This is a genomic window from Sutcliffiella sp. NPDC057660 (assembly GCF_042800035.1).
Taxonomy (GTDB): Bacteria; Bacillota; Bacilli; order Bacillales; family Bacillaceae_I; genus Sutcliffiella_A.
Window position 1 is genome coordinate 1 of sequence record NZ_JBHVHV010000012.1, and the last position, 20,868, is coordinate 20,868.

The window sequence follows — 20,868 nt, forward strand, 5'->3', positions numbered from 1 at the left end:
GCCCCATACAAAAGGTTAATCATATTCTTTTAAAAATATTTTTAAAAAGGAAAAACTCTTAAAAACGTTGATATAGCTACATTTATAGAGGGAGGCTCCATTAACGCCCCGCGGAAAGCGAAGCCTAGTGCGGAGATCAACAGCGGTGTTTAATGTAGTCATAAAATAAATAAATGTCGAGGTGAATTCCTGTAAAAGGGGTTCACCTTTTTTTTGTAACCCTATTGTAACCACCCCCCCTTATAGTGGTAATTACTTGAAAAGGATAAGGGAGAGATGGAAGTGGCATTTGATGGATCGTGGCTACAGAAGCGTTCACAACTGTCTCCTGCAAAAGTCGCCATTATTGATGGGGAAACTGGAGAGCAATGGAATTACAAAGAATTGTATAATCGCACTTTAAATATGGCTGATAGATTGTGTCAACTTGGCATTGATCAGGGGGATAGAGTGGCCTTGCTGTCTCCGAATGATCCTTCATACTTTGAATTGCTGTTTGCCTGCCAGGCAGCAGGGGCAATATTCGTTCCGCTCAATTGGCGATTATCAGAAGAGGAGCTAATTTATATTCTGAAAGATTGCGAGGCTAAGTGTGTTTTTGTCCATCCGGACTATAGCGAATTTGTGAAGAATTTTCCCTGTGAAACGTTTCCTTTGGAAGCACAGACCGATTCAGAGTCCAAATCTGTTGAAATCTCTTTGAGGGAATCTTGCACTCATGCCGCAATCATCTATACGGGAGGGACGACAGGAAAGCCTAAAGGTGTCATTCTTACCCATCAGAACATAGCGAGCAATGCAATCAATACGATAATCAGCTGGGGATTAAGTGAACGGGATATTACACTAACTTGCCTGCCGATGTTCCATACGGGAGGATTGAATGCCCTGTCCACACCACTTTTGATGGCAGGAGGAACTGTCGTCATCATGAAGGATTTCCAGAAGGATAAAGTGATAGACTTATTGAATCTTTATCATTGCACGGTGGTTTTGATGGTTCCGACGATGTACCATATGCTGATTGAACATCCTGCTTTTTTAAATGAAAGCTTTCCCTCCATGAAAACATTTCTATCCGGAGGTGCTCCCTGCCCCTTGGAGGTCTATGAAGCCTTTTACAAAAAAGGCAAGCTGTTCAAGGAGGGCTATGGACTAACGGAAGCTGGTCCTAACAATTTCTATATCGATCCGGTAGAAGCCTACGGGAAAAAAGGTTCTGTTGGAAAACCCATGATGTTCAATGAAGTGAAAATAGTAATGAAGAACAATTCAGAAGCAGGCCCCAATGAAGTCGGTGAAATATTGCTTAAAGGTCCACATGTGTTTACTGGCTACTGGTCGAATCAGGAAGAAACGGAGAAAGTGAAATGTGACGGATGGTTGCGCACAGGGGATCTGGGAAGAAAAGATGAAGACGGTTATTTTTATATTGTCGGTCGGGCGAAGGATCTGATCATCTCTGGCGGGGAGAATGTGTATCCAACAGAGGTGGAACAGACAATTTCTCAGCATATTGCCGTTAAAGAGGTCAGTGTGGTGGGAATACCTCATCCAAAGTGGGGAGAGGCGATTCTTGCAGTAGTTTCACTAAAGAGTCCGGCATCTGAAAAAGAGCTGACCACCTTCTGTTCTCAAATGCTGGGAAAATACAAAGTACCCAAGAGGTTCATTTTTGTAAAAGAGATTCCTAAAACAGCGGTCGGAAAAATTGATAAGAAGCTTCTGATGAAAAGGTACCGGGAGATCTTCATCTATGAAAAAGAACGCTTATAATTTACAATAAGATACACCTAGTTTTTTTACCGGACTAGGTGTATCTTTTTATTATAGGGAAATACTTTTATTGAAACTTTCTACTAGATGAGCACGTACTATTTAATAGTGTAAGACTACTACCTGTAAGGCAGGTTTTTATAAATGGAATTTTATTTGGATTTGCTACTGTATGCACCATATGTAACAGCTACATTATTATGTCTTGTCACGTATTGTTTTTATCTGGAATCCAGGCAGGTCTGGTATCAGTCCCGTTCCTGCTCTCCATCCCTTGATACGAGCGGGGCGGTTTCCTATCAGGTGGATAGGAAAAGAAGAAAACGATTGGCATTCGTTTTCAGGAAACGTCCTACCAAGGAAACACTCGATGATGAGGAACACCTCTCCTTCTACTAATAGAAAAGTAAAATACTTTGAGAATCAGTAGGAGGAATCTACATTGAAAAAATTAACAATGGCAGCCTTGATGGTTGTATTAATGGCAGTAATGACAGGGTGTAGTATGAATGAACCGATCACTTCAGATACACAGGGAGTGTGGAATCACTATTTTATCTACCCTATGTCTCTTCTTTTGAAGTCAGTAGCGGATTTTTCGGGAGGAAATTATGGCTTGTCCATCATCGTCGTGACCATTCTGATTCGCCTTCTTATTTTTCCGCTTGTGATGAAGCAGCAGAAGAGTACAATTGCGATGCAAAAGCTTCGACCTGAAATGACGGCTCTACAGGAGAAGTATAAAGGCAAGAAGGATCCGGCTGACCAGCAGAAAATGCAAAAGGAAATGATGGAGCTTTACCAGGCTCATAAAATCAACCCTGTCGCTGGATGCCTGCCTGTCATGATTCAGATGCCAATCATTATGGCGTTCTATTATGCGATTGGAAGAACAACAGAAATTGCCGAGCATTCCTTTCTCTGGTTCAGCCTCGGTCAATCCGACCCTTATTTCATTTTGCCGGTTGTGGCGGCCATCACTACGTTTATTCAAACAAGAGTGACCCTGACCCCCGACATTCAGCCGCAAATGAAAATGGTCATGAATATCATGCCGGTATTCATCCTTATTGCAGGTCTGACCCTGCCATCTGCGCTTGCCCTTTACTGGGTGATCGGTAATCTTTTCGGGATCGGACAAGGGCTGTTCCTGAAAAAACGAATGAAGAATTTAAAGGAAAACTCTTCAGAAGCCACTGTGGCGACCACTTAATCTTTTGACAAAAACACTTGAATGACTGATCTATTCAAGTGTTTTTTCTTTTTATCCATGGAAGCAGAATCAATTAAAAGGTGGGGTGCCTGGAATTCCATGAAACATCCTAATATTTGTATGCGGCTGGTTGGCATAACGGTCATTTTTTAAGTACAATAGAAATGGGAAAATAATTATATAATCATAGATTTAGTGCGACCGGAGTAGTGAGAGCCGGTCGCCATTTTAACCATAGAGACGTTTGGGGGAAATGCTGTGTCGATTCGTTTTTTGATAGGAAGAACAGGAAGTGGAAAAACAAAATGGTGTAGCGATCAGATCCTTCAGCAGTTGAAAGACAATCCCGAAGGACCTCCGATTGTCTATCTTGTTCCGGAACAGATGACCTTTCAATCGGAATATCGAATGGTTCAATCGCCTGATATACAGGGGATGATCCGGGCACAGGTATTCAGTTTTACCCGCCTTGCTTGGAGAATCCTGCAGGAGGTTGGGGGAATCAGCCGTTTTCATATCGATCAGACCGGGATACATATGCTGCTTCGCAAGGTGGTCGAGGAGCATAAGAATGAGTTTCAGGTGTTTGGCCGTTCTGCCGAGCAGTTTGGCTTTATTGAACAGATGGAAAGCATGGTAACGGAATTCAAGCGCTACTGTGTGACACCTGAGCTATTGCAGGAAGAGATTGTCCGTATCAAGGAAGATAGCACCATTTCAGAACATGAAAGAATGCTCGCCAAGAAGCTGACGGATATTTTGGTGGTCTACCGCCAATTGGAGCATACCCTGGAAGGCAAATATGTGGATGGAGAGGATTATCTGCAGCTGCTGTCTGAAAAGATCTCTTCATCCTCCTATATAAAACAATCAGATATTTTTATAGATGGTTTTCATAGCTTTACACCACAGGAAGTGGAGGTCCTGAAGCAGCTTATGGTGCATGCCAGGTCCGTTACCATTGCTCTTACATTGGACAAGCCCTATGACGAGGAGGCGCCATATGACCTGCATCTGTTCCGGTCAACCGGCACCACTTACCAGAAGCTGAAAAACATTGCACTTGAAGAAGGATGCGAAGTGGAGGCGCCTATTTTAATGGAGGATGCCCACCGCTTTATGGAATCAGATTCATTGCGGCATTTGGAGCAATATTTTGATGTAAGACCTACCGTGGCTTATCCCGGTAAAGGTGAGGTCTCCATTTTGCAGGCTGTAAACAGACGAGCGGAGATTGAAGGAATAGCAAGGGAAATCACATCGCTTGTTCGTGATAAAGGTAACCGCTATAAGGATATTGCGGTAATTGTCCGCAATGCCGAGTCCTATGTGGACCTGATCAATACGGTTTTCAAAGATTATGAGATTCCCTTTTTCATCGATCAGAAGCGCACGATGCTTCATCATCCGCTTGTTGAGCTCTTGCGTTCAAGTATTGAGGTCATCACACGTAACTGGCGCTATGAGTCTGTTTTCCGCTGTGTAAAAACGGATTTCTTTTATTCGATGGATCAGGATATAGAAGAGATGCGGGAGAAGACGGACAAGCTGGAGAACTATTGCCTTTCCTATGGAATTCAGGGAAAAAGGTGGACGGCGGATAAACCTTGGACCTACCGTCGTTTTTTCAGTATTGATACCGAAGGACCTTATGTGCAGACAGATGAAGAGCTTGCCTACGAACAGGAAATCAATGAACTGAGAAGTATGATTGTGGAGCCGCTCTTGATGCTTGAGAAGCGATGGAAGCGTTCGAAGTCCATTGAAGGCTTTTGCAAGGCGCTTTACGAATTCATGGAGGACCTTGGAATTCCAGCGAAACTGGAGAACCGGATGAGAAAGGCCGAACAAGCTGGAAACTTATCTTCCTCAAAAGAAAATGAGCAGGTGTGGAAAGCGATCATTGGAATGCTCGATCAGATGGTAGAACTGGTTGGAGATCAGCCAATTAGCATGGCGATGTTTTCAAAAATGCTCGAAAGCGGGTTGGAAAGCCTCCGCTTCAGTCTTGTACCGCCAGCCATCGATCAAGTGATTGTTGCAAACTTTGATTTGTCGAGACTGACGGATATCAAGCACAGCTTTGTCATCGGCGTAAACGAAGGAGTCATCCCTGCAAAGATCAAGGATGAAGGCTTCGTTTCGGAGGAAGAGAGGGAGCTTCTCGCAAGCTACGGACTGGAGCTTGCACCAACTAGCCTGGAAAGATTGCTTGATGACCATTTTCTTGTATATTCTGCTTTTCTTTCTCCTTCCCATCAGCTTTATATCAGCTATTCCTTGGCTGATGAAGAGGGGAAATCACTTTTGGCTTCCTCCTATATTAAGCGGATGAAGGAGATGTTCCCGGAGGTGGAGGAAAGACTGATAATGAATGAACCTGCGGAGCTATCCCAGGAGGAGCAGCTGATGTTTGTCCATACCCCTGGCACTACGCTTTCCAATCTGGCAGTTCAGCTTCAGGCCTGGATGAAAAAATATCCGGTCGATCCAGTATGGTGGGACGTGTATAACACCCTTCTTGAGGATGAAAAATGGAACGGGCGAACCGAGCAGGTGCTACAGAGTCTGTTCTATAGGAATGAAGCCAAAAAGCTGGAAGTTGGCGTCAGCAGAAAGTTATACGGAGATCATATGGAAGCCAGTGTATCCAGGATGGAGAAATTCAGTTCCTGTGCCTTTTCGCACTTTGCTTCCCATGGGTTGAAGCTGAAGGACAGGCAGATCTATCGTTTGGAGGCACCTGATATCGGGCAGCTGTTTCATGCTGCATTAAAAACCATTTCCGATAGTCTGCGGCAAAAGGGCAGTGATTGGAAGTCATTGACGAAGTCTGAGTGTGAAGTGCTGGCAAAAGAGGCCGTAAATATGCTGGCACCTAAGCTGCAAGGGGAAATTCTCTTAAGCTCCAACCGTTTCCAATATATAAAAAGAAAGCTTGAAACGATCATTACGAGAGCAGCACAAATCCTGAGTGAGCATTCAAGGGCAAGTAAATTCACGCCAGTTGGCCTTGAGCTTGGGTTCGGCCAGAAGGAAGAGCTGCCTCCGATCAGGGTGGATTTGCCTAACGGGGTATCCATGGAGCTTGTCGGGCGAATTGACCGTGTTGATAAGGCGGAGGGCTCCAATGGCTTACTGCTTCGGATCATCGACTATAAATCAAGCAATAAAGCATTGGATCTGACAGAAGTGTACTATGGATTGGCCTTGCAGATGCTGACCTATCTGGATATCGTCATCTCCCATTCACAGGGTTGGCTTGGTACTCAGGCGTCACCTGCAGGGGTCCTTTATTTTCATGTGCATAATCCTATGATCAAAACGAATGGGATGGCACCTGAGGATATCATTGAAGAGGAGATCTTCAAAAGCTTCAAAATGAAGGGACTTCTTTTAGGAGAAGAGGAATCTGTCCGCCTCATGGATCAGACGCTTGATAAAGGGCATTCCCAAATTGTTTCCGCGGGATTGAAGACCAATGGGGAGTTCTACTCCAATTCCTCTGTAGCAAGTGAAACGGAATTTACCTATCTTAGAAACTATGTGAGAAAGACCTTTGAAGACATCGGGATGAAAATATCAGAAGGGGAAACGAGCATTGCCCCTTACAAGCTGAAAAACCAAACACCATGTACCTTCTGTTCCTTTAAATCGTTCTGTCAATTTGATACCTCGCTTGACGAGAACGACTATAGATTGCTGACAAATATCCCGAAGGATGAAATCATGGAATCCATCAAAAGAAAATTGGAAGGAGGAGGTCAATGATGGGGATGGAACTATTGCCAAAACCAGTGGATGCACAGTGGACGGATGATCAGTGGAAAGCCATTGTTGCTAGTGGCAGGGATATACTTGTTGCGGCGGCTGCCGGATCCGGGAAGACGGCCGTTCTGGTAGAACGAATGATTCATAAGATAGTGCAAGAGCATGTGGATGTGGACCGCCTCCTTGTTGTGACCTTTACGAATGCATCAGCAGCGGAAATGAGGCATCGTATCGGGGAAGCATTGGAAGGTCAGCTGGAAAGGCGGCCGGCATCGCTCCATCTCCGCAGGCAGCTCAGTCTCTTGAACCGCGCTTCCATTTCGACCATCCACTCCTTTTGCTTGGATGTAGTGAGAAAATACTATTACCTGATCGATATCGATCCGAGCTTCCGCATTGCAGATACAACGGAGATTCAGCTGATGCAGGAGGAAGTGCTGGAGACCGTCTTTGAGGAAGAGTACGGGAAAGAGGGGAATGACGCTTTCTTTGACCTGGTGGATCGTTACACGAATGATCGGACAGATGGAGCGCTCCAAAAGCTGGTACTGGATCTACATGAGTTTTCCAGGGCCAATCCGGCGCCTGAGAAGTGGTTGGAGGACATCGCAGCTTTCTATCAGTCTACCAGCCAGCTACCGATTGATGAGCTTCCGTTTATATCTATGCTTAAAAGGGAGATGGAACTGCAATTCATTGGCGCGAAGAGTCTATTGGAAAAAGCGATGGAGATAACCCTTGAACCTGGAGGGCCAGCTCCCCGTTCCATCAATATCGAAGAGGACACAAAGCAGCTAACAAGACTGCAGGCTGCACTTGGGGAATCATGGGATGTGCTATATGAAGAAATGCAGAGCCTTGATTTTCCACGGGCGAAAACCTGCCGTGGAGATGAATATGATAAAGAACTGATCGAAAGCTGGACCAAGGTGCGAAACAAGGCTAAAGGAATCGTTCAAGGAATCAAGGACGAGTTGTTTTCCAGACGCCCGGAATCTTTTCTTAAGGACTTGGAGGAACTTGCTCCTGTCATGAGTACTTTGGTGGGGCTTGTAAAGGAATATGGCAGACAGTTCAGCGTGTTGAAGCAGGAGAAGGGCATGGTGGACTTTTCTGACCTGGAGCACCTCTGTTTAAGTATCCTGCGCACGCCGACTGGCTCAGGCTTCGAAAGATCGGAAGCCGCTCTTAGGTATCAAGCCACTTTCAAAGAAGTGATGGTGGATGAATACCAGGATACGAATATGGTGCAGGAAGCGATCCTGAAGCTTGTGACGAAGGAAGAGGAAGAGGCCGGAAATATGTTCATGGTAGGTGACGTGAAGCAGTCCATCTATCGCTTCCGTCTGGCAGAGCCGTTCCTTTTCCTTAGCAAATACAAGCGGTTCGGCACCACTGGGGAAGATGGAGGGCTTCGGATCGATCTTAACCGTAATTTCCGTTCCAGAACAGAGGTGCTGGATGCCACCAACTTTATCTTCAAGCAGATCATGGGAGAGACGGTCGGGGAGATCGACTACAATGAAGCTGCCGAATTGAAGTTTGGTGCAGACAATTATCCACAAGCCGACGAGAGGGAAACGGAACTGCTGCTTGTTGACCGGAGCGACCATTCCGCCGATGAATCATTCGGAGTGTCAGAAGATGATTTCAGTCCATCTGCCTTTGACAAGGTGGAACTGGAGACGGCTCAGGTGGAGGCAAAATTGATCTCACGTAAAATCAAAAAGCTGATAGGGTCGGGCTACAAGATCTATGATAAAGATGAAAAGCGCATGCGCCCCGTCACCTACAGGGATTTTGTCATCCTGATGCGATCGATGCCATGGGCTCCGCAATTCATGGAAGAGTTCAAGCAGGAGGGGCTCCCTTTATATGCGAACCTGAGCACGGGATATTTCGAGGCAACAGAGGTTGCGATCATGCTATCCCTATTGAAAATCATCGATAATCCATATCAGGATATTCCGCTTGCTTCTGTTCTGAGGTCCCCGATTGTGGGGCTTGATTCCAATGAACTGGCACTCATACGAATTCAGCAGAGGAAGGGGAACTATTTTGACGCACTTCTTGTGTTCCTGAATAAAACTCCTGATAGTGTAGAAGAACAAGAGGTTGTCAGAAAGGTGAAGGGCTTTTATGAGATGCTTCAGAACTGGCGGACATCAGCCAGGGAAGGGGCTTTATCTGAGCTTATCTGGCAGATCTACCAGGATACCCACTTCTACGATTTTGTCGGGGGGATGCCAGGCGGCAAGCAGCGTCAGGCAAACCTGCGTGCGCTGTATGACCGGGCAAGACAATACGAATCGACCTCTTTCAGGGGACTGTTCCGATTCCTGCGTTTCATTGAGAGAATGCAGGATAGGGGGGAGGATCTAGGAGCGGCAAGGGCACTTGGTGAGCAGGAGGATGTTATCCGTCTTATGACCATCCATTCCAGCAAAGGGCTCGAGTTTCCGATCGTCTTTGTTGCAGGCCTATCCAAGCAGTTCAATATGATGGATTTAAACAGCAGCTATCTGCTGGATAAGGAGCTTGGTTTCGGTTCGAAATATGTAAATGCACGCATGCGCATCACTTACCCGACGCTATTACAGCTGGCATTGAAACGCAAAGCGAAGGCCCAGCTAATTGCAGAGGAAATGCGGGTGCTATATGTAGCCCTGACCCGGGCGAAAGAGAAGCTTTATCTTGTTGGAACGCTGAAGGATTTTGAAAAATCCAGGTTACAATGGAATGAGTCTGCAGGCTCCAATAACTGGCTGCTGCCAGACTATGTAAGAGCCGCGGCAAAATCCTATATGGATTGGGTGGGACCGGCATTGGTCCGACATCAAGACGCAGACGAGCTCCGCGAAGGGGCAACATCTACACTCGTACCAGAGGAGATAACCCAACATCCTGCTTCTTGGAAGATTACTGTCACCGATGTGCAGGAACTGCTGGAAGAACTGGAGGCTGCCAAACTGGAGGAGAATGAGCTTCTGGAAAAAGTGAAGCATGGTCTTCATGTGGACATCCAAAGTCCCCTGTCTGAAAAGGTAAAAGAGCAGCTGCATTGGCAATATCCATTTAAGGAAGCGAGCAGGCACCGCTCTAAGCAGTCGGTGTCCGAGTTGAAACGGATGAAGGAGCAGCAGGATCCTTATGCGGATCACTCACTTGTCCAGACCGAACGAAAGTATTTTTTGGACAGACCGACTTTTCTGCAGAAAAAACGTTTGTCTCCATCAGAAATTGGAACAGCGATGCATTCCGTCATGCAGAACATCCGACTGGACCAAAGCAGCTTCACCCGGGAAGAGCTGCAGGGAATGATTCTGGAAATGGTTCAAAAAGAACTGCTTACGGGTGAACAGGCAGAAGTCATTGATATGAGCGCTGTACAGTCCTTCTTTTCAACACCGATCGGCAAGCGGATGCTGCATGCCGAAAAGGTACATCGTGAGGTTCCATTCAGCTTTGCCTTAAAAGGAAGCGAGATTGGTAACGATGCAGAGCTACAGGACGAAACCGTGCTTGTACAAGGGGTCATCGACTGTTTGATCGAGGATGAGGATGGACTGGTACTGCTTGACTATAAAACAGATGCCATTACAGGAAGGTTTGCAAACGGCTTTGAAGAGGCGGAGCCGGTATTGCGGAATCGCTACCGTGAACAGGTTTCCTTATATGGCAAAGCGGTGGAGCAAATCTGGAATAAAAAGCTCACTGCCAAATACCTTTATTTCTTTGATGGGAATCATTTAGTGAAGATAGAAGAATAGAAAAAGTGCACAGGCGGAGAGGAGAAGGTTCTGATCCGCTTGCGTCCTTTTATGATAGGGGGAAGAAAGTTGAGAATATTGCATACGGCCGATTGGCATTTGGGCAAGACATTGGAAGGGAGAAGCAGATTACCAGAGCAGGCTCAATTTCTCGATGAGCTAGCCACGATTGTAGAAGAAGAAAAGATCGATATCATTCTGATGGCAGGGGATGTGTATGATACCGTAAATCCGCCAGCACAAGCGGAGGTGCTATTTTACGAATCCTTGCAAAAGCTTTCCGACAAAGGACGACGACCTGTAGCTGTGATTGCCGGGAATCACGATAATCCGGACAGACTTTCCGCCTCTCAGCCACTCGCATCCACTCAAGAAATTTCCTTGCTAGGCTACCCTACCACGGACGTACAATCCATTCATATTCCAACTACCGGCGAACTGCTGAAGCTTGCATCCCTGCCATATCCATCGGAATCAAGGCTGAACGAGGTGCTCTCCGAAACCTTTGATGAAAAAGTTATTCGTGACCATTATGATGCACGGATCCGTCAGCTTTTTGAAAAAATGTGTGAGAGTTTTACAACTGATTCGGTGAATATTGCGATGAGTCACCTGTTCGTTGCAGGCGGCAGCTCCAGTGATTCAGAAAGGCCAATCGAGGTGGGAGGGGCATTTACGGTTGCTGCCGAAAGCCTGCCGCATCAGGCTCAGTATGTTGCCCTCGGCCATCTGCACAGACCTCAGACAATCAAGAGGGCAAAAACGCAGGCACGCTATTCCGGTTCGCCGCTTGCCTACAGCTTTTCGGAGGCCGGCTATGCCAAGAGTGTAACAATCATAGATGCTGTGCCAGGAAAAGAAGTTGCGACAAACGAGGTCTTTTTGTCTAGCGGAAAACCTCTGGTACGTTGGAAGGCAACCGAGGGATTACAGCAGGTTTTTGGCTGGCTCGAGGAGAAAAGGGATTATAACGCCTGGATTGACCTGGAGATACATGTGACAAACGCCCTATCCATGGAGGAAATTCACCGTGTGAGAAAGCTGCATGATGGGATTCTTCACATCAGGCCCATCTTTCCGGAAATGGTGGAAGAACGTAATATGGTGAAAATGGACAGTATGCCGATCGAAGAGCTGTTTGTACGATTTTATGAGAAACAATCAGGCGGAGCTCGGCCGGAAGAAGAGCTTGTGCGTTTATTTTTATCCTTATTGAATAATGAAAAAGCAGGAAGGGAGGGGGAAGCATGAAGCCGATAAGTTTGACAGTGGCTGGCTTGCACAGCTTTCGAGAGAAGCAGGTGATCGATTTTGAAGCACTTTGCCAAGGCGGTGTATTTGGGATATTCGGTCCGACCGGAAGCGGTAAGTCTTCGATTTTAGATGCGATGACCCTGGCCCTTTACGGAAAAGTGGAGCGGGCATCCAATAATACACAAGGAATCATGAATCATGCGGAACATGTGCTGGAAGTGTCCTATGTCTTCGAATTGGAAAATGCCAAAGGCAAGCAGCGGTTCAAAGTGGAGCGTACGTTCAAGAGAACGGATGATATTCGCGTAAAATCAGGCATTTGCCGATTGTCGGAAATCAGGGATGAAGAGCATCTTGTGATTGCAGATAAAGCGGGGGAAGTAAACCTGGCGGTGCAGGAAATCCTCGGCTTGACTATTGATGACTTTACACGTGCGGTAGTGCTTCCCCAGGGTAAGTTTGCGGAATTTCTCTCTCTGAAGGGTGCGGATAGACGACAGATGCTGCAGCGACTATTTCAACTGGAGAAATACGGCGATGAGCTTTCCCGTAAAATCAAGGAAGAGCTTCATATGAAAACGCGCCTGCTTGGTGAAATCCAAGCGGAGCAGCTGGGGCTTGGAGAAGCATCGGATGTAGCTGTAAAGGCGGCAGAAGAAGCCTATAAGGAATTGGAACGGGCTGTAACCTCTTCCGAAAAGTCCCTTCAGGAAATAGAAACTCTTTTCGAGGAAAAAAAGAAAAAGTGGGAGTGGCAGGCAGAAAGAGGCCTGGTGGAGCTTTCCCTAAAACAGATGCTAGAAGTCGAGAGTCACATTAAGGGTTTGGAGGAGAAGGTCTCTCTTGCTCAGCAGGCCTCTTCATTGAAGCCCCTATTGGATGACCTGATGGAAGTTGAGGCGTCATTGAATAAGTGGCAGCGACAGTTTGAACAGGACACCATCAAACATAGGGAGGCAAAAGAGCTCCTGCAAAAAACGGTGACGGCCTATGAAGCAGCCAGAAAGAAAAAAGAATTGCAGCATCCGGAGCTTCTCCGGAAAAAGGAACAGCTGGCAAGGGCTAAGACATTGGAAGAAGGTCTGGCTCCGTTAAAAATGGAGTTGAAGAAGCTTGAAGAAGAGCTAGAGCAGAAAAAGGGAAATCTAACCCAAAAAGAGCTTTTAGAAAATCGGACAAGGGAAATTCATCAGAAGGCACTAGCCAAGCAGAGAAGCTTGAAGGCGGAATTGACAGACATCTCCCTTTCGGCCAATAGAATGGATGAGCTCCAGCAAGCATTTGAAAAAAAGCAGGAAATTTCCCAGAACCAAAAGAAGCTGCAAGATACCAACGAAGAAACACAGAAGCTTTTTGAAAAACTGCAGCAGTATCAGAAGGATAACAGTCTTGCACAGACCGAGCTGCAAGAAGGGAAAAAAGGGCTTTTGGCATTTTTCAAAAGCACGGAAAAATATTATGCGGCAAGCTCCCGCCTGACAGTTGAGCTCGATTGGGTTGGAACTCAGGTGGAGAAGTTCCTTCAGGATGTTAGGAATTTGGAGGAGGAGTTGAAAATCCATCAGCTTGCCATGGAACTTGCCAAATCGTTGGAGGAAGGGGAGGCATGTCCAGTATGCGGCTCCACCCATCACCCTAGTCGACCTGATCATGAAAGCATGAAGGAAATTGCCAGCAGCAAGGAAGAAAATGGAGTGGAAGCACTGATCCCTTCCATTCAGGTGGAAAAACAGAAAAATGTTACCGTGAAGCTGAAGCTTGAACAGCTGGCTTCCGAATTGTATCAAGAGCTCGAAGGATCCTATTCTTTGCCGGACCCGAATCCTTCTAAGGAGCAGGTGGCAGAGTGGGAAAAGGAATATCGTGAAACAGCTGACCCGGCGGAACTGTTATTAAATAGATTCCATAAGATTGAGACCGAGCAGAAGGGCTTACAGCAGGACCTGATCCATATTCAGGAACGAAAGGCACAGCTCGATCTTTCTCTAAGAAAATCAAGCCAAAATGTCAGTGAAACGCATAAGCTGATGCAATCCTTCGAGGAGCAGTGGGCAGGCTGGAATGAAAGATTGGAAGGATTGCGTAATGTTAATGCAGAGTTGTGCGCCGCCTGGAAAGAGCAATTCCCAAATCTGAAGCTGGAAACAATTGAAGCAGTCTATCTGGCTGCAAAAGATGTGGAAAAGCAGATGAAAGTGCTGCAGGAGCGAATTAACACAAGTGTTGAATTTATTGAAGAAAAAGAGCGGGAATTACGGACGGTGCAGGAGCGTAAGCAGGAAGTAGAAAAGCTTGTGTTCCAGGAGAATCTCGTAAAGAAACAGCTTCTGAACCGGATAGAGGAAACAAGTGGTGAAATAAAAGCTGTTGTGGGTGATCTATCCATTCTTCATGAACTTCAGCAGGTGGAAGAGAACCTGCTGAAGCTGAATGAAAAGGAGGAAGATGCCTATCAGAAGTGGACTTCAGCCCAAAATGACTATCACGAATGGGACAAAAAAGTGAAACAGAGTGAACAGATGGTTGCCGAAACCTCTTCACGCAAGGACCTTCTTTTAGTTAAATGGAGTTCAGCCTTTGAGAAGAGTACCTTCACTTCCAAGGAGCAGGTGGAGAACGCCATCAGGTTCCTAGATAATATGGATAGTTGGAAAAAAGAGACGAAAAGCTATTGGGATGAGCGCAATATGCTCGAAAAAGATCGGAATCGATTGAGTGCCTTAATTGGGGAAGAGTCCATAGATGAAACGGAATGGTTTGACATCCAAGGAAGAGTACAGGAAAACAGAAAAAGGCTACGAATGGAAATTGAAGCAAAAAGTGCCGCACTTCATCACCTTTCAGCAGTAAAGGAAAGAAATGAACGATACCGTAGCCTGGAAGAAAAGAAAGAAAAGCTTTCCGATGAAATAGGCTCATATCAGAAGCTTCAGGCGATCTTCAAGGGGAACAGCTTTGTTGAATACTTGGCCGAAGAACAGCTGCATCAAATCAGCCGCGATGCATCCGAACGTCTAGGGCATCTTACTCGACAACGGTATGCGCTCGAGATGGATTCCCAGGGCGGATTCATCATACGGGATGATGCAAATGGAGGAGTAAGACGACCGGTATCCTCTTTGTCCGGAGGAGAGACATTCCTGACCTCCTTGGCATTGGCATTGTCACTTTCGGCGCAGATCCAATTAAGAGGGGAATATCCGCTTCAATTCTTCTTCCTGGACGAAGGCTTTGGAACACTTGATTCCGAACTGTTGGATGCTGTAGTAACGGCTCTTGAAAAACTTCAATCCAATCATCTTGCAGTAGGAGTCATCAGCCATGTGCAGGAGCTGAGGGCCAGACTTCCAAGGCGCCTGGTAGTCACCCCAGCCCAGTCGGAGGGGACAGGTTCCGTTGTCACATTAGAGAATCTGTAATTGGGTAGCATAGTAATAGTGGAAATTTAACGAATTGGACCGGAGGAAGGTTTTCGGGATGGGGAAGAAGAAAAATGCGATTGGTACATGTGAGCTTTGTCTGCGTGAACAGGTGGAAACGACCGTCCATCATCTGACACCAAAAGAGATGGGCGGGACATTCCTGCCTACAGCAGATCTGTGCATCCCCTGTCATAAGCAGATTCATGCTCTATATACCAACGATGAACTGGCTATCCGTCTGAATACGATCGCCCTCCTTCAGGATGATCCGAAGATAGCCTCGTTCCTCAAATGGATCCAAAAACAGCCAGCCACGAGAATACCGGTCACCCGGAAATCGAACGAAAGAAAGAAAAAAAGATAAACATAGAAATTGCAATGTAAGCTTAATGGAAGTTTTAAGTAACCATATAGCAAAAGGCCTTGCCCCGGTTGGGGCAAGGCCTTTTGCATATACGTCGACATAAAAGGGGAAACTCCTGCCGGGGTCTGGCCCCTATTTTAGTTGTTTGCGATGATATCCTGGTCGTTGATGTCTGGATCGATGGTGTTGGTGGCGTTGAGGCCGTTGTTGGTGATGATGAAGTTACCGGTGTTAAAGGCTCCGGAGCCTGCTGAGGTCTTGGACGCGCTTTTTGGAGAGATGTAAAAGGAATCCCCAAAGTTGATGACGCCTCCCCCGACACTGTTGATTGCTACAGGACCGACAATAGCTGGCATGTAAGACATCCTTTTTTATTTAGGTGATAGTACACTATATGTTTTTAGGCTGAAAGTGTTCAAGAGCCTGGAATTCATCTTACTCATTGGCTGTCACATTTTGATCATTCGCATCCGGATCAATGGTATTCGTAGCACTCAGGCCATTATTGGCAATAATGAAATTACCTGTATTGAAGGCACCGGAGCCTGCATGAGATTTACCTGTGGCTTTCGGGCTGATATAAAAGGAATCCCCGAAGTTAAGGGTTCCTCCTCCCACATTGTTGATCTGGACGGGTCCGATTATTGCCGGCATGATTATTCCTTCTTTCCATCAATATCTTGTTCTGGTCTTTTCTTTGTAACAAATGGTGCGGCATCGCCAAGTAGCTGTCTGATATGCTTTATCTTTGCTTCTGCAAATATCGTGTTGGTGGACCCTACCTGCAAAATGGAAGAGGAAGAAATCCCTTTCACTTTGATTCTATTAACATGGATGTTCGGGTTGACATTCTTCACACACATCCGGACATTTTCATTTACTTCCGGAATAGGGTTTTCCATGGAGAAAATGGGATATTCCGAAAAGCTTCCCTCTTTTCCATAAAAACGGGGAAACTCCCGCTTCACTGCCAGCGCCTTCGAACGTGCATTAATAAAACAAGAATCGCCGATAAGAAAATGAGAGCTGAAAGCAAGGGAATGCACATTAATTTCATTGACATTTGAAATCCGCATGACCCTATCCTTCTGTCGTCAATGGTACAAACGGCCCGATAACAAGAGATTCGGCCGGTGTATCAAAATAGGAGGAGAGAACAATGGAATGGGCATCCCCAACAAGGAAGATGCCGGAGGAGGATACCCCTAGGATATCGATATCGCCGACCTGCAGATTATGGTTCACGACATGAAAGTTCAATATATACACCACACTTCATTTATTTTTGGGAAGATTCTGGATGAATGCAGCGAATGCCTTATCCATATCACCTTGAAGCTGTGCGACCGTCAGCTCCTGGATTTTCTCATCATTATAGCCTTTTTGAATCGCCTCTGTTGTTAAGTTGTTCAATGTATGGTTGATCCTTTGAGGAAGCTGCTTAGATACATCCTGAATCATAAAATCAAAATAATGCTCTTCAAGGCTTCTTCCTTGTTGATTTGCTATTTCCTTAATCTTATTCGCACCATTCTTGTTTAAATGGTTTACCAGTTCTTTCTCTATTTTCTTTGATAGCTGCTGATTCCTCTGTGGTACTGGCACTTCCAGATTGTTCTGGGTGACCACGAAATCCTCAATTTCACCTGAGGAGCCAGGTGTCAATCCGATGTTGAGTGTACCTTCGAGAGTCTCCACTTTCAACTGGTCAAATTTGTATTCAATCCGCTCGATATTCATGCTGGGTTTACTTTTGATTTGGATGATCTCCTGTTGCATCGTTTTCAATATTTCTTCCAAGGTCAATATCTGCTTTGACTGTTTTTCTACAATGTCTTGTAGTTGCTTTATATGCTGTTGTGATTCGTATAAATACTGCTGAAAATTGTAATACAATTTGATCACCCCTTCGTCTGCAGAGTTAATATTCACCTTCTAAAGGCATTAACATTGTATGCAATCAACAGAAATGGGTGAATGCCCATGGAAAATCAGCGAGCCTTCAAAGGTACTAAAGGTCCTATTATGCCACTACCGCTCTGTATTTCTGTGCCACTTTGAATTTCAGCGGAGCTTTCCGGGGCAGGGCCTACAAAACCACCTGTATTATTTAGATTCGACAAGCTCTTTATGACGCCGGCACTCCCAATCTGGAAGACGGAAGAGTTGCTGACTCCCCCAATTTTCACTTGATGAATGACGATACTCTGGTTAATGAAAAAATTAGTAGTCATTGCAATCCTCCATTCGATGTTTTTACGCATTCAAAGCAACCGGCTGATCAGCTACATCCTGATCATACGTATTGGTCTGGCTGTTCGTGTTACTTACAGTGATTGCATCGCCTGTGTTAAAGCTTCCTGCACCTGCAAAGGTCTTTGCGACACTGGTGGGAGACATCTGAAACACATCCCCTATGTGGAAAATGCCGGAATTACCTATACTGTTAACATTTACAGCTCCGACTATTGCTGGCATAAACGTTAACCCCTTTACCAAATTAAATGTCCCTGCTATTCCCAAGCCTTTTTCATCAGTGGTCAAGCAGATAAGACTTCGTTTTCTTATTATCCTATGACAAATGCCCGGTATGGTGAGTACAAATTGGATGATTCTCTGCAGGTGATATTACATATAGGAATATTTAGGGTAAATCAGCTATAATATACGTATCATTTGATGGGAGGAATGGGATGAAAGCTGCTCCAATACAAGAGAAAGATAGAATCATTGCTTTAGATATGATTAGAGGGTTGGCGATACTCGGTATTTTCCTGGTTAACATGCCATCTTTTTTTTCGCCGATGCTCTATGTGGACCAGCGTACATACTGGAGTGACAGATTGGATATCTGGACGGTAAATTTTGTGGACATAGTGGCACAGGCAAGCTTTTATACCCTGTTTTCCTTTTTGTTCGGGTACGGGTTCATCATTTTCATGGATCGGCTTAAAGAAAAGAATCTGTCCGTTCCAAAGTATTTTTCCAGAAGACTTATGGTACTACTGGCAATAGGGTGCATTCATGCATTCCTGATCTGGCATGGTGATATTCTGATTAGTTATGCCGTAACAGGTTTTCTATTATTGCTCATGAGAAACATGACATCGAAAGCAATGGTATGGACCGGCATACTTCTGATTGCCATCCCAACCTTCCTTTTGACTCTTTTAACGTTACTATCCATGATGATGATGGATGGGGGCTTCGACGTTTACGAGGGGTACCAGGGTACAGTGCTGAGGTCACTGGAGGTTTATGCAAATGGAACGTTCATGGAGATTACCAGACAGAGAATGGAAGACTGGGCATTTGTTAATATAGCCAACTCGGTCTTTATCGTTCTATCCATCCTACCCATGTTCCTTTTCGGGGCAGCGGCAGCCAAGGAAAAATGGCTTCAAAAGGTGGAGGATAAGCTCGGATTCTTTAAAAGGCTATGGGTTCTGACCTTGGTATTATCCTTGGTATTTAAATTGCTTCCTTACTATGCGGGAGAAAACCTTGCCACGGACTATCTGCAGGATTCCTTAGGGGGACCGGCAAGTGCGGTATTCTACTTCCTGAGCATCGTTCTTGCAACAAGGAAGGGGATGGGACTTAAATTGCTTTCTCCTCTGAAATATGTGGGCAGGATGAGCCTGACAAACTACCTGTTTCAGTCGATCCTCTGCACCTTCATTTTTTACAGCTATGGACTGGGACTGTATGGAAACTTCCAGCCGTTCCATGGGCTGCTTCTGTGTATCGGGGTATATGTGATACAGATATTCCTGAGCAAGCTATGGCTGTCCCGTCATCATTATGGTCCGATGGAGTGGCTATGGAGAATGGGGACATATGGTAGGAAATCTCCGCTTAGAAAAAGCCCAAATGAAAAGATGCGAGAATAATATCTCGCATCTTCCTATTGGGCAAAAGAATAGTTATTTGGTTGATGAATGGAAAGCAATTGCTGCTCCCATTGCTTGTTCAGTAAAGCATCTAGCTCCTGACTGCATTGAACCGTTTCAGAAGCGGTAAATCCATACTCTTTCGCATAATGAATCATTTGTTTTCTCTTTAATTCAATTTTCAAAGCTAACATACGACTCTACTCCATTTTTATAAGATGCAATCGATTGTCCTAATTATGGCATGGTTCGAAAAAGAAAAAAAGGACTTCGCTAAAACAAGTCATAATATAACAAAATACTACAAAAAACGTTTCGATAGGAAAGGGAGATCAACCATTATGCATTTTCTTACTGCACAGTTTAAAGGGAAAACATTTGTAGGCTTAACGGACGAAGCACAACAGTATGTCATTGATCTCAATGAAACGGAACAGGTGAAAAATGGTGTACAGACCCTGCCTCAAACACTCGAGGGATGTATTGAACTGGGAGATTCTTTCCTTGAAAAGGCAGCCGATTTAAGAGACTGGGTTTTAACACAGAGGGAGGCGCCAACCCATTTCTATAAAATGGAGGAGATTACCCTTTTAGCCCCAATTCCTCGTCCTGCTAAAAATGTACTTTGTGTCGGGAAAAACTATAAAGATCATGTCCTGGAGATGGGAAGCGAAGGGGACATCCCGGAACACATCATGATTTTTACAAAAGCGCCAACTTCCGTTATTGGGGATGGGGCGGAGATTCCCCTCCATGAAAGTCTGACAAGCCAGCTTGACTATGAAGGTGAGTTGGCAGTGGTCATCGGAAAGAAAGGAATAGGAATAAAAGAGGAAGAGGCTTATGATCACGTATTCGGCTACACGATCATCAATGATATAACTGCCCGTGACATGCAAGCGCGTCATAAACAATTCTTTCTTGGGAAAAGCCTTGATGCATCCTGCCCTATGGGACCGGTTATTGTTCATAAGTCTGCTGTCAATGATCCTCATGATCTTGAAATCAGTACACGCGTAAACGGTGAGATAAGGCAGCATGCCCGAACCGACCTGATGATCTTTTCCATACCCGAGATGATTGCCACGTTGTCCAAAGGGATGACCCTTGAGCCGGGCGATATCATTGCTACCGGGACACCAGCCGGGGTCGGGAAAGGCTTTAATCCACCAAAATTCCTTAAGCGAGGGGACGTAGTAGAGGTATATGTAGAAGGGATAGGGAAGCTTACGAATACAGTTAATTGAGTGGATTGTGGATGGTATGAAGCGTGTTGCCGCACATTGTGTCGGGAGCACGTTTTTTTCTTGTATAGAAGAAGGAGGCGGTCGGTTATTTCCATTCATTGTAAAGTTGATAGATTGTTACTTAGTCTGGATAGATTATATCCGTTTTTGGATAGATT

General features: G+C 45.4%; 18 protein-coding genes. 10 read left to right on the top strand and 8 right to left on the bottom strand.

Annotated features, from left to right (window positions below):
- The first annotated feature begins 276 nt into the window (after nt 1–276).
- From ACFVAD_RS14730 to ACFVAD_RS14765, 8 genes are all read left to right on the top strand, one after another.
- Nucleotides 277–1,776, top strand: a complete 1,500-nt coding sequence (locus ACFVAD_RS14730; protein ID WP_386641459.1) for a class I adenylate-forming enzyme family protein — start codon at nt 277–279, stop codon at nt 1,774–1,776.
- Between the two features lie 144 nt (nt 1,777–1,920).
- Entirely contained in the window at nt 1,921–2,175 is a 255-nt protein-coding gene (locus tag ACFVAD_RS14735; protein WP_386641462.1) for a hypothetical protein, read from the top strand.
- Between the two features lie 58 nt (nt 2,176–2,233).
- A complete protein-coding gene (gene yidC / locus ACFVAD_RS14740) occupies nt 2,234–2,989 on the top strand; it encodes a membrane protein insertase YidC (protein WP_386641922.1) in 756 nt (251 codons plus the stop codon).
- Between the two features lie 258 nt (nt 2,990–3,247).
- Nucleotides 3,248–6,760 (top strand): helicase-exonuclease AddAB subunit AddB, encoded by a 3,513-nt coding sequence (gene addB, locus ACFVAD_RS14745; protein ID WP_386641464.1) that lies wholly within the window; start codon nt 3,248–3,250, stop codon nt 6,758–6,760.
- A complete protein-coding gene (addA, locus tag ACFVAD_RS14750; protein WP_386641924.1) occupies nt 6,760–10,530 on the top strand; it encodes a helicase-exonuclease AddAB subunit AddA in 3,771 nt (1,256 codons plus the stop codon). Before addB ends, addA begins: the two co-directional genes overlap by 1 nt.
- A 69-nt stretch (nt 10,531–10,599) precedes the next feature.
- Nucleotides 10,600–11,781 (top strand): exonuclease SbcCD subunit D, encoded by a 1,182-nt coding sequence (locus tag ACFVAD_RS14755; RefSeq protein WP_386641466.1) that lies wholly within the window; start codon nt 10,600–10,602, stop codon nt 11,779–11,781.
- Nucleotides 11,778–15,203, top strand: a complete 3,426-nt coding sequence (locus tag ACFVAD_RS14760) for an SbcC/MukB-like Walker B domain-containing protein (protein ID WP_386641468.1) — start codon at nt 11,778–11,780, stop codon at nt 15,201–15,203. Before ACFVAD_RS14755 ends, ACFVAD_RS14760 begins: the two co-directional genes overlap by 4 nt.
- Nucleotides 15,204–15,261: 58 nt before the next feature.
- Nucleotides 15,262–15,570, top strand: coding sequence for an HNH endonuclease (locus ACFVAD_RS14765; protein WP_386641470.1), 309 nt, complete (start codon nt 15,262–15,264; stop codon nt 15,568–15,570).
- 137 nt (nt 15,571–15,707) lie between these two features.
- On the opposite strand, the gene ACFVAD_RS14770 is transcribed toward ACFVAD_RS14765, so the two are convergent.
- The 7 genes from ACFVAD_RS14770 to ACFVAD_RS14800 form a co-directional block, all read right to left on the bottom strand.
- Nucleotides 15,708–15,926 carry a spore germination protein gene (locus tag ACFVAD_RS14770; protein WP_386641927.1) on the bottom strand — a complete coding sequence of 73 codons (219 nt, stop codon included), beginning with the start codon at nt 15,924–15,926 and terminating at the stop codon, nt 15,708–15,710.
- Between the two features lie 79 nt (nt 15,927–16,005).
- On the bottom strand, nt 16,006–16,224 hold the full coding sequence (locus ACFVAD_RS14775; RefSeq protein WP_386641473.1) for a spore germination protein: 219 nt from the start codon (nt 16,222–16,224) through the stop codon (nt 16,006–16,008).
- Between the two features lie 2 nt (nt 16,225–16,226).
- Complete coding sequence (locus ACFVAD_RS14780; protein WP_386641476.1) at nt 16,227–16,646, bottom strand: spore germination protein GerPE; 420 nt, start codon at nt 16,644–16,646, stop codon at nt 16,227–16,229.
- Between the two features lie 4 nt (nt 16,647–16,650).
- On the bottom strand, nt 16,651–16,830 hold the full coding sequence (locus ACFVAD_RS14785) for a spore gernimation protein GerPD (RefSeq protein ID WP_386641478.1): 180 nt from the start codon (nt 16,828–16,830) through the stop codon (nt 16,651–16,653).
- A gap of 15 nt (nt 16,831–16,845) precedes the next feature.
- Entirely contained in the window at nt 16,846–17,466 is a 621-nt protein-coding gene (gene gerPC / locus ACFVAD_RS14790) for a spore germination protein GerPC (protein WP_386641480.1), read from the bottom strand.
- Between the two features lie 95 nt (nt 17,467–17,561).
- The gene (locus ACFVAD_RS14795) at nt 17,562–17,804 is read right to left on the bottom strand and encodes a spore germination protein GerPB (RefSeq protein ID WP_386641484.1); all 243 of its coding nucleotides are present in this window, start codon (nt 17,802–17,804) and stop codon (nt 17,562–17,564) included.
- Nucleotides 17,805–17,826: 22 nt separating this feature from the next.
- Nucleotides 17,827–18,048 (bottom strand): spore germination protein, encoded by a 222-nt coding sequence (locus tag ACFVAD_RS14800; protein WP_204416665.1) that lies wholly within the window; start codon nt 18,046–18,048, stop codon nt 17,827–17,829.
- A 215-nt stretch (nt 18,049–18,263) separates the two neighbouring features.
- Here ACFVAD_RS14800 and ACFVAD_RS14805 point away from each other — a divergent pair, with 215 nt between their 5' ends.
- Nucleotides 18,264–19,463: a DUF418 domain-containing protein gene (locus tag ACFVAD_RS14805; RefSeq protein ID WP_386641487.1), complete on the top strand. Its 1,200-nt coding sequence runs from the start codon at nt 18,264–18,266 to the stop codon at nt 19,461–19,463.
- 14 nt (nt 19,464–19,477) lie between these two features.
- Here ACFVAD_RS14805 and ACFVAD_RS14810 read toward each other — a convergent pair whose 3' ends face one another.
- Complete coding sequence (locus ACFVAD_RS14810; RefSeq protein WP_386641489.1) at nt 19,478–19,657, bottom strand: aspartyl-phosphate phosphatase Spo0E family protein; 180 nt, start codon at nt 19,655–19,657, stop codon at nt 19,478–19,480.
- Between the two features lie 147 nt (nt 19,658–19,804).
- Between ACFVAD_RS14810 and ACFVAD_RS14815 the strand changes: the two genes are divergently transcribed.
- A complete protein-coding gene (locus tag ACFVAD_RS14815) occupies nt 19,805–20,710 on the top strand; it encodes a fumarylacetoacetate hydrolase family protein (protein WP_386641491.1) in 906 nt (301 codons plus the stop codon).
- Nucleotides 20,711–20,868: the final 158 nt, after the last annotated feature.